General features: G+C 39.3%; 10 protein-coding genes. 3 read left to right on the top strand and 7 right to left on the bottom strand.

Translation table 11 applies throughout. The annotated features are described in order from the left end of the window. Positions 1–808: flagellin (locus tag QZU45_RS02585; RefSeq protein ID WP_295351217.1), on the top strand; the 808-nt coding region annotated here is incomplete at its 5' end. Positions 809–941: 133 nt separating this feature from the next. On the opposite strand, the gene QZU45_RS02580 is transcribed toward QZU45_RS02585, so the two are convergent. The 7 genes from QZU45_RS02580 to QZU45_RS02550 form a co-directional block, all read right to left on the bottom strand. After that, positions 942–1,253 carry a hypothetical protein gene (locus tag QZU45_RS02580; protein ID WP_295351214.1) on the bottom strand — a complete coding sequence of 104 codons (312 nt, stop codon included), beginning with the start codon at positions 1,251–1,253 and terminating at the stop codon, positions 942–944. A 129-nt stretch (positions 1,254–1,382) separates the two neighbouring features. Beyond that, positions 1,383–2,021: a tRNA (adenosine(37)-N6)-threonylcarbamoyltransferase complex dimerization subunit type 1 TsaB gene (gene tsaB, locus QZU45_RS02575; RefSeq protein WP_295351211.1), complete on the bottom strand. Its 639-nt coding sequence runs from the start codon at positions 2,019–2,021 to the stop codon at positions 1,383–1,385. 25 nt (positions 2,022–2,046) lie between these two features. Then, a complete protein-coding gene (locus QZU45_RS02570) occupies positions 2,047–4,260 on the bottom strand; it encodes an ATP-dependent DNA helicase (RefSeq protein WP_295351209.1) in 2,214 nt (737 codons plus the stop codon). 19 nt (positions 4,261–4,279) lie between these two features. After that, on the bottom strand, positions 4,280–6,193 hold the full coding sequence (locus tag QZU45_RS02565; RefSeq protein WP_295351207.1) for a peptidase U32 family protein: 1,914 nt from the start codon (positions 6,191–6,193) through the stop codon (positions 4,280–4,282). Beyond that, complete coding sequence (locus QZU45_RS02560) at positions 6,186–6,908, bottom strand: SIMPL domain-containing protein (protein WP_295351205.1); 723 nt, start codon at positions 6,906–6,908, stop codon at positions 6,186–6,188. Before QZU45_RS02560 ends, QZU45_RS02565 begins: the two co-directional genes overlap by 8 nt. A gap of 88 nt (positions 6,909–6,996) precedes the next feature. Further along, positions 6,997–7,404, bottom strand: coding sequence for a dihydroxyacetone kinase phosphoryl donor subunit DhaM (gene dhaM, locus QZU45_RS02555; protein WP_295351203.1), 408 nt, complete (start codon positions 7,402–7,404; stop codon positions 6,997–6,999). Positions 7,405–7,735: 331 nt separating this feature from the next. Then, entirely contained in the window at positions 7,736–7,960 is a 225-nt protein-coding gene (locus QZU45_RS02550) for a hypothetical protein (RefSeq protein ID WP_295351200.1), read from the bottom strand. A gap of 168 nt (positions 7,961–8,128) precedes the next feature. Here QZU45_RS02550 and QZU45_RS02545 point away from each other — a divergent pair, with 168 nt between their 5' ends. Next, positions 8,129–8,491 carry a histidine triad nucleotide-binding protein gene (locus QZU45_RS02545; RefSeq protein ID WP_074841610.1) on the top strand — a complete coding sequence of 121 codons (363 nt, stop codon included), beginning with the start codon at positions 8,129–8,131 and terminating at the stop codon, positions 8,489–8,491. Positions 8,492–8,501: 10 nt separating this feature from the next. Beyond that, positions 8,502–9,536: a hypothetical protein gene (locus tag QZU45_RS02540; RefSeq protein ID WP_295351198.1), complete on the top strand. Its 1,035-nt coding sequence runs from the start codon at positions 8,502–8,504 to the stop codon at positions 9,534–9,536. The last annotated feature ends 22 nt before the right edge of the window (positions 9,537–9,558 follow it).

Genomic DNA, 9,558 nt, shown 5'->3' with positions numbered 1-9,558 from the left:
TGCTCGTGACGATGCTGCAGGTCTGCAGATTTCCGACCGACTCACCTCTCAGATTAATGGTCTGAAGCAAGGTAACCGTAACGCCAATGACGGTATTGCTCTATGTCAGACTATGGAAGGTGCGCTGGACGAAACTACAAACATGCTTCAGCGTATTCGTACACTGGCCATTCAGGCTGCAAACGGTACTAATACTGATATTGACAGAAAATCTATTCAGCAGGAAGTTACTGCTTTATCCGAGGAAATTACACGTATTGCATGTAAGACAACCTTCGGTGGTCAGCAGTGTCTTGCCGGACCTAAAGGTCTTTTAGGCACTGCCGGTAGAGTCGTTTTCCATGTCGGCGCTTATGAGAACGACACCATATCTCTGTCATTAACAGCCGGTTTCACGCTTTCAGGAATCTGTGGAGATACCACCGTTCTTGATAGTAAAATTGAAACAAATGGTTCTTTATCTACAACCACTACCGGCATTTCCTCATCTAATGGTTTTTATATGTTCTCTGTTTTAACTCAGGATACAGCTGAACTGACAATTGCTAATATTGATAAAATTATCAATGTTGTAGACACTCACCGTGCTGCTCTGGGTGCTCTGCAGAACCGTATGGAATCTACCATCCGTAACCAGGAAGTTACTCATGAGAACGTTTCTGATGCAAGATCACGTATCCGTGATGCTGACTATGCTGAAGAAGCTGCCAACCTGTCTGCTCAGACCATTACTCAGCAGGCTGCAACCTCTGTTCTAACTCAGGCTAACCAGAGACCTCAGATTGCTCTGAGCCTCTTAGGCAGTTAATACCTGAGCTATTGTTAGATATCTCTCCCTTTCAGTACCGCAGATCGCCATCTGCGGTATAAAAGGGAGCAAAAGACAAAAAAAATAGCACCACAGGGATGCTAGTTTTGCTGTTTGTTAAAAGATATTATCATTAAGCGTAGACAGACACCCCTAACTGCTGAGAGATGGCCTCACGTCTATCCTGATTCTGAATATTGCTGTAGGCACTTGCCTTACTGTAAGACACCTTTTGAGTATATCCCAACTCTTCTCTTGCACCAGCATAAGTATCCTCGTACTCCTTGCCCTGAACCTTTGGAGTTACAGATACAGTCTGTTCAACTTTGACAGAAGAAAGATTCTCTTCATCGTTACGGTTAATCTGCTCGTCAAGTCTCTGACGATTGGTGTGACTCTGTATTATCTGAAATTTTGATGAGTCAACAACATTAGATATAGCCATTTCTACCTCAAATTAAACACGAGCAAACTCGGATGAACAAAAATATTCAACTATATTAATTGTAGGTCAGGATCAGAATAATCGCTAATTAGTAATTATTCCTTTTTACAATGGGTTAGAAAAAATTTTCTACTGCTCAGAAACTTTCTTCCAGGTAACCTCATTTCTAACATATAAAGGAAGTGCTTCTTCAGGATCAACGCCCTTGCCCAAACTTAAAAGTTCTGCGCCTTTATTTAAAAGATACTGAGCCTGAGGGAAGTCTGCCTGTTTAGGATAGTCTTTCATTCCGGCTTTTTTCAGTAGATCAACACCAGATCCTGCACAAACGACATTCTCGCTATCTCCAACAAACTGGTTTAAATGAGCAACAGCATCATCAGGCTTTAAAACTTTTTCCTCTGACAATAATGTCAGAGCACTGCCCTCAACCTTATATACGGCAATATAAACCTCCCCCATTCGTGCATCGATTGAAGATACTACATATGAGGCAGAAGCTTTTGATACAGCCTCTATTGCTAATGCCTCAAGTGACGTAATTTTGGCAACCTTAAGATTTAATCCCAGAGCTAAGCCCTGAACTGTTGATGCGGCAATACGTACACCTGTAAAAGAACCTGGTCCGATACCTAATACAAGTCCGTCAAGATCGTCCTTGCTTATAGAACTTTCCTTGAGAATGGTATCCAGCATTTCAAGAACAATCTCAGCATGCTTCTGAGGTGCGACCTCTGATTTGAAAGTAATAGAGTCTTCATTTAACAAAGCAACAGACTGAGAGTTCCGTTAATTATTGGCCTTGAATTTTATCACTTTCGTTCAAAGATTTTAAAAAAGATTCAAATTCCTCTAGGTTATTGTAAATTGCCATATCCGGCAAAGACTTAACAAACTGAGAACCATAGCTCTTATTGACAATTCTTGGATCACAGATAATAAGACCTCCAACATCCTTTTCATGTCTGATAAGTCTTCCTACTCCCTGTCTAAAATCAATTACGGCTTTAGCATCGTAATAGTCACAGCGAGCCTTAAATATTGGATCAGATACATTCTCAAATGGAAGCTTATCAATTATTACTAATGATAAAGCCTGCCCTGGAACATCAACTCCCGCCCAGAAAGATGAGGTACCAACTAAAATTGCATGGCCATCATTTTTGAATTTCTGCAGCATGTCAGAATTTGACAGTTTCTCATTCTGAGAATAAATCTTTCTTTTTCTGGCAAACTTCCGTCTTAAGGCAGAAGAAGCTTTAACTAGAGCATCACGTGAAGTGGTAAGGAAGAAAATACCTCCCTTCACCTGATTTATAACAGGCTCTAACGTATCAACAATCTTATCTATTCTGTCCACATCGTTATGAGCAGGGAAATTACCATCAAGATACACTGCAGCCTGCTTTTTGTAGTCAAACGAACTTTCAACTTCAAGAGTATGAGTATCAGACGGAGCACCTATATCAATCAGAAACTTGTCGAACTTGTGGTTCACGGCAAGAGTTGCAGAAGTCATAAGTACACCTATACTGCTACTGTAGCAGTTCTCGAGATATCTGCCAAAGAAATCAGAGATCTCAAGAGGAGTAAGACTCATCTTAAAGGTTTTGCGCTGAACATCTACAGTTCCTACGTACTTTCCATAGTAGATATTCTTAGGATCATTTCTGTCATCAAGTTTCATCAGACTGATAATGATATCAATCTTGGCTTTGATAAACTCAAGAACCTTGTTAAAGAATTCCTCGTCAAAATCAGCATTATCCCGAATGAATTCCTTATACTCCCAAAGTTCCCTGTACATATTAAGCATCAGACCACGAAATTCCTGATTTACCTTCTGATACTCAATAAAAGGATCGCGGTTGTTTTCATCATAATCTTCATATTTATAGAAAAGAAAATTACGCTTATTGCTGCCACCAGCCTCCACTGTTGAAAGATATGAGAACACATCGGCATAAACCTTTCGCAGTTTCATAAAACGCTCTTCAAAAGGCTTAAGAGGAATATTCTGATTCTTGCTAAGGTACCTCAGATCCTCTCTAAGTTTATCCATATCAGTAGAACCTACGGTCTCAGACATATGTTCTCTACCGATGGCAGGAAGCTCATGAGCCTCATCAAAGATGATTGTGCGGTATTTAGGTAGCAGAATTGCAGGAGATAAAGGAGAAAAAGGATCATCAATAAACATATCTGCAAAAAACAGAGAATGATTGATTACAACAACCTTTGTTTTTATCGCCTTCTCTCTTGCAAGATAAGGAAAACACTCATCGGCATATGGACAGCGTTTTTTTGAACACCATTCAGGAGCACAGGTTACCCTTCTGGTAACAGATGCAGGAAATTTTGAGTTAACCTCAACAAAATCAATGTTTGGAAGATCTTTCTCTATCTGATAATTTGCATTCTGAATCAGAATCTCAAGTTTAGCTAACACCTCTTCAGATATAGCATTTTCGTTGAGTTTTTCCTCTGATAGACTTGAATCATCCAGCATTCCCTCATCTATTTCCGAGTTTTTCTCAAGATTTGACTCATCAAACTTTAAAGCAGTCTTATTCAGATATTTTGAACATTCCTCATGATATTTCTTAAGACAGAGGTAGTTTGAAAATCCCTTTAAAGCCATAAATGAAGGAGTAAGCTTTAAAAGTGAAAACACTGCAGGCAGATCTTTTTCTACCAGCTGATCCTGAAGAGCTTTTGAGGCTGTAGAGATAACCACTGTCTTGCCTGATAACAGAGCAGGAATAAGATATGCGAAGGTCTTTCCTGTACCGGTTCCAGCTTCACAGACCACAAGTTCACTTTTTCTTAGAGTCTGCTGCCAGTTTTTGGCCATTTTTATCTGACCTGTTCTGACACGAAAACCTTTAACCGCTGACTTAAATGAGCCCTCTGGACCAATAAAGCACTCAACATCCTTCATGGAAGGGTGAATATAATCCTCGGAATCTATACTGTTATCGATGTAGCTATCTTCTGAAAATGACATTTGAATATGTAGTTTTGTTTTATTCTTTTACAATATGCATGAAGCAGTTTTTACAGTCTACTTTTATCTTAAAAGTCTTTCCGCTGACGCCTAAGGTATAACCGCTGACCTTTCCGCCTAGTTTTGAGCAGGTTCCATATTCGTTGATAAGACAGAATTTGCAGACCATAACCGAATTCTTCTCAAGATTGTCTGCTGAGCTGTCCTCTAGACCAACCTTGGTACCGCACACCTCATAAAATCTTTTTGCAACCGAGTTTAAAACCAGTCTTGAATCAACCTTTCCGTTAGGATATTTAGGCAAAAAAGATTCTTTCTCAAATTTAAAGGGAATAAACTGACTCTCAGAGTTAACGCCTCCATGATCAAGACACATTGAAAGAACTTTTCGTCTTAATTCATTTATTGAAGACAATCTGACTGAAAGCCTATCCGTATCGCCAGTAATACTCAGAGAATTCAGAACAGAGTACTCATCAAGTCTCTTAGATAAGGTACTTATAAGTTTATCCCTGCCTATTACTCCTAGTTCAGAATTAAACTCAAAATCAAGAGAGTCCGAAGCAATATGTCCGCTTTCATCTTTTGCAGTAAGACTTAGTGTATAAAGACTTTCCTCTTTATGTTTGACACTGCAATCAAGATCATAAGAAACTGTTCGTACTGCAGAGTTTTTTGCATCAAGTGATTTTTCGAAATCTGCATCATAATTCTTATACAGTATCGTTCCAGATTTCAGCATAACTGAACCAAAAACATTAATAACAGCAGTTTTTGAGTTCTGTTCTGCAACAGAATTAATTCTAAAACCTTCAACTGAAGGAACTCGCTCTGAGATATTTAAAGAATCAGTTCTTACGGAGGCTGGCTCTTTTATATAGGTTAGACCATCTCCCTTATTAAGACTCTTTTTAGCTGAAGTACTCAGAGTAATCTCAGTCTCCTTTCCTTTCCTCTTTACAGAGACAACTGTGCCAATCTTAGGACCTAGAAATTTTGGAGTCAGAGCAAACGGCAGTGACTTTTTATTGTCAGTAAAAAGTCCGTCAGTAAAACCTCGATTAAAGGTCTTGTTAATATCAGCATTAAAACTTATAGAAGACTTACCGTAGGATGCTCTTTCAAAATCTACATGCTTTGAGATGAAAGAATCAAGCTTCGAGTTGACGTAGGCTGTGGTATTACCCACATAATTCTTATCTTTTAAACGACCTTCGATCTTAAAGGAGGTAACACCGGCAGCTACAAGCTCATCAATATGCCCGCTAAGATTGTTATCCTTTAAGGACATAAGATGTCCAACGGCAATTTCTTTGCCATTGTGGAACAGCTGCATTGGAAGTCGACAGATCTGCGCACAGCTTCCCCTATTGGCGGAACGACCTTTGAGATAATCAGAGATATGACAGATTCCAGATACGCCCACACACAGAGCTCCAAGAATAAAAGCCTCCAATCTAACCTTAGGACAGGCTTCATGAAATTCTTTAATCTTGTCAAACGTGAACTCACGGGGCAGAACCACCTGAGATACCCCAAGAGACTCATAGAATTTAAGTTTTTCAACCGTATCTATGCAGCACTGGGTTGAAGCATGAATCTCAATACCCTTGGGGATATCAAAGGAAAATATACTTAAATCCTGAACAATAAGAACATCAATTCCTGCATCAGCAAGTTCATATATGATCTCCTGTGCCCTCTTAAGTTCCTCATCGTATAAAAGGGTATTTAGGGTAACATGAACCTTTACCCCGAAACGGTGTGCAAGCATGCACACCTTTTTAATATCATCAATCTTATTGGTGGCATCAGCTCTGGCACCGAAAGCCGGACCGCCAATGAATACAGCATCGGCGCCGCATAAAATAGCATTTTTTGCAGATGTAAAATCTTTAGCAGGAGCTAAAAGCTCCAGTTTTGTTCTATTCAATTGAGAATGTTGCATATACATTTGATTCTACAGACTGTTTCTCTGGCATGTACTCAGTAGCTACCGGTGCAGCTTCTGCTTTAACAGCCATCAGTGAAACAGCTGCTCTGTTTTTAGGATAGAATCCGTTGGAATTGTTATCTTCAAACTTTAAGGAGCAGGCTTTTTTTATCTTTACACCAAAACCATCTGCAAGACGCTGAGCCTGGTCTCTTGCATCCGCGATTGCCTTGGTATCTGCATCCTTCTTTATAGCTGTTGTATCCTTAATTTCATAGCCGAATCCATTGATATCGCCTATTCCGGAATCAACAGCGGCAGTGGTTATTTTTTCTATCAGAGAGAAATCATCAATCTTAAAGACAATATCTCTTGAGCAGAAATAACCATCAAATACTCGCTTAGATTTATCTGTATAGTGATACTTAGGATAGAGGGTAATACTACCCGAAATTATCTGTTCCTTTTTAACCCCCAGACTCAGGGCCTTATCGTATAGTGAAGTAATTTTCTTTTCAACACTGTTTCTGGCCTTTACAGAATCCTTATTCTCGTCCCTGGCGCTGTAGCTTAAAACGGCAATATCAGGCATTACATCAACTTTGGCATGTCCTACAACCTCAATAACACCACTCTCGGTACAGGTATCTGCCAGTGCGGAAGATGAACCTAGGAGAAAAACAGGTACAGCCATGCAAAACAGTAACTTTTTCATATTAAAATCCTTACGTTTTTGGGGTCCATAAAAAACAAAAGGCCATAGAGTATAGATCTGTGGCCTGTCTGATTATATATTTTGATAATTATTTTTTATGTAGCTGACGTGATGCTTCAGCGGCAGAAATTACACTGTCTAAAGAACTGTTAGCATCAGATGCAACTTCAACAGCGGCACCGACGGCACCTTCTAGTACAGGAGCATCTGCAATTCTTACTCTGGACTTTAAAGGCTCCTGCAACATTGCAATTGCAGCCTGAGAACTGATAACACCAGAACCAAGATCACAGATAACAACTACACCGTCACCCTGATCTACCTTTTTAATTGACTCTAAAATACGATTTGGGTCAGTTCCGAGTTTACCCTCTGAATTGCCACCTGCGGCAATAATAGGCAGTTTGCCTGTTCCAGAAGCAGAAATCTGCTCAACCATATCGCAGATACCCTCAGATACTTTTACACTGTGTGATACCACTACGATACCAATCATTTGAAACTCCTCTTACATTTATAAATTCTTATCGTCTGCTAAGTATTGTAGATAAAAATAAACACTTAAAACATGAAAACATTCACATTAGTGAATTATTTCCTTTTTCTGCCCATATTTAAGTAAATAACTTTAAATCAGCACAAATTATATAACACAAAGCTTAGTTTTATATTTTTGCAGACAGTGAGCCAGTGCACTTTTATTACGACTTTAAACACTTGAAAGTATACCACTAATCAGACGAAAAAAATTACAGAAAATTAAGCAATTAGAAAAAAGAAAAAAAACGCCCCTGCCTGAGCTTATCAGGCAGAGCACACAAGATGAATCAAACCACAGCATCAATTCTATTTTTGGATTTTTCCTTCTCATCCTCAAAAACTTCACTGAAATCCTTCCTCTCAGAATTCTCCAGTTCAAATTTGTGTTCCTTAGATGAAGCTCCCTTGGTATTGTCTCCACTGTCGGACTTGCTGACACGACGACGATAAACCAGATCTGATGGTCTTAACGTTGGTCTTGGGAGTGCTGAATATACGAACTCCTGTCCCATAATCTGCCTCCTTTTTGATCAATTTGCACCTTCTATATACTTAACGGCTGAAATATCAATTAATTAAGAACAAATTACGGAATATCAGGCTTTTATCCACAAACATTTTTTGTGATATAATCGACATCACAAAAGTGTGGAATCAAAACAGACAATGAGGCTTTAGAAATGAGCGAAGAAACAATTTTTACAAAAATTATAAACGGAACAATTCCTTCAAAGACAGTTTATCATGACGATCTTGTTACTGCTTTTTTAGATATCGCTCCTAAAGCTGAACATCACATACTTATCGTAACCAATAAGCCAATTCCTTCTGTTGCACAGGTTGAACCAGAAGATGAAAAAATGCTCGGACATCTTTTCATTGTCGCCCGTAAGATAGCAGAAGATCTTGGAGTTAATGAATCAGGTTACCGTTTAATTGTTAATGTTGGAAAAGACGGATGCCAGGAAGTTCCTCATATTCATATGCATCTTCTTGCTGGTGGATATCTTGGTGGCTTTGGCTTTCCTCACGATAAAATCTAAATAAACCTATATGAAAATTAATTCTAAAACTAACAGAATAGCAGAATTATTTTTAATTCTTTCAGCAACATGGCTGTTATCAGCATGTAACAGTGCAATGTTTGACAGCTCGGTTGATGCTAATGGAAAAAAAGTGGTTGTTGAACAGCAGACAACCACAAAGATAAAGAAGAAAAACGTTAAAAAGCCTACTGCACAAAAGACAGAAGCAGCTCTAGAAACAGAGGATGCTGAAACTCTAGCAAAAGGCGAGGAAGTAGCAAAAGCATTTTCAGAGGAGCTTCAGGCTGGTCAGGTTAAGCCTTACATTCCTGACCCTTCTGACAAGGTAGGAAACGCAGATAATGTTGGAACTCTTCTTCCTACAGTCAAAGCTCTTGAAGGTAAGGAAAATACAAGTCCTCTGTCAAAAATTACAGTTCAGGATGTAATCAAGGGAAATGTAAGTCTCAACAATATCAATGGTTCTGAGAACAGTGATATAGATCCGACAAATGCAGATTCTAAACTGAATCTTCCTAAGCCTTACATACCTGAGGAGGCAGCATCTCCACAGGATCTCAAGCCTATATCCCAGGTAGGAGAATCTATTGAGGTATTAAATACCAATAACGAGAGTAATGTTGCAGCTCTGTCTTCAACTGCAAAATGCCAGTCTGCAGCTGCAGAGAGTGCCTCCCAGGTTGCATTTGATCTGGCTTCAAAACAGGCAGAGAGATTAAAGAACGAGGAAGGTCCGATCTATATTGCTCCTACCATCGTTTCAGATTCTTTAACAGACTGTGTAACTGATGTTTCAGGTGCAATCAACCAGTCCCTAAAATCAAACGGGCTAAAGACTGTTGTTGGTTCAGGAGTCAATGTAGCCCAGAACTCCGGTTCTGCTGCAGTAATTCCACCGCTGATCAGAGCATGTAAACAGACAGGTATTCCACTTCTGAATGTTTCTGTAATCAGACACATCGGACAGAAAACAGTTATTACCATCAGAAACATCCGAGTAAAAGACGGTATTACCCTGGTTCAGAATACAACACAGCTCTGATTTTAATCCCTTCATAAAAAGA

This window comes from uncultured Succinivibrio sp., from assembly GCF_902756765.1.
In the GTDB taxonomy this organism is placed as follows: domain Bacteria; phylum Pseudomonadota; class Gammaproteobacteria; order Enterobacterales; family Succinivibrionaceae; genus Succinivibrio.
Note: the sequence above shows the minus strand (reverse complement) of the source record. Positions and strands in the feature narration are given on the sequence as shown.

Coding starts and splice junctions, on each gene's coding strand:
- QZU45_RS02580 (WP_295351214.1), bottom strand. CDS start 1,253: ATGGCTATATCTAATGTTGTTGACTCATCAAAATTTCAGATAATACAG.
- QZU45_RS02540 (WP_295351198.1), top strand. CDS start 8,502: ATGAAAATTAATTCTAAAACTAACAGAATAGCAGAATTATTTTTAATT.
- QZU45_RS02550 (WP_295351200.1), bottom strand. CDS start 7,960: ATGGGACAGGAGTTCGTATATTCAGCACTCCCAAGACCAACGTTAAGA.
- QZU45_RS02545 (WP_074841610.1), top strand. CDS start 8,129: ATGAGCGAAGAAACAATTTTTACAAAAATTATAAACGGAACAATTCCT.
- QZU45_RS02560 (WP_295351205.1), bottom strand. CDS start 6,908: ATGAAAAAGTTACTGTTTTGCATGGCTGTACCTGTTTTTCTCCTAGGT.
- dhaM (WP_295351203.1), bottom strand. CDS start 7,404: ATGATTGGTATCGTAGTGGTATCACACAGTGTAAAAGTATCTGAGGGT.
- QZU45_RS02570 (WP_295351209.1), bottom strand. CDS start 4,260: ATGTCATTTTCAGAAGATAGCTACATCGATAACAGTATAGATTCCGAG.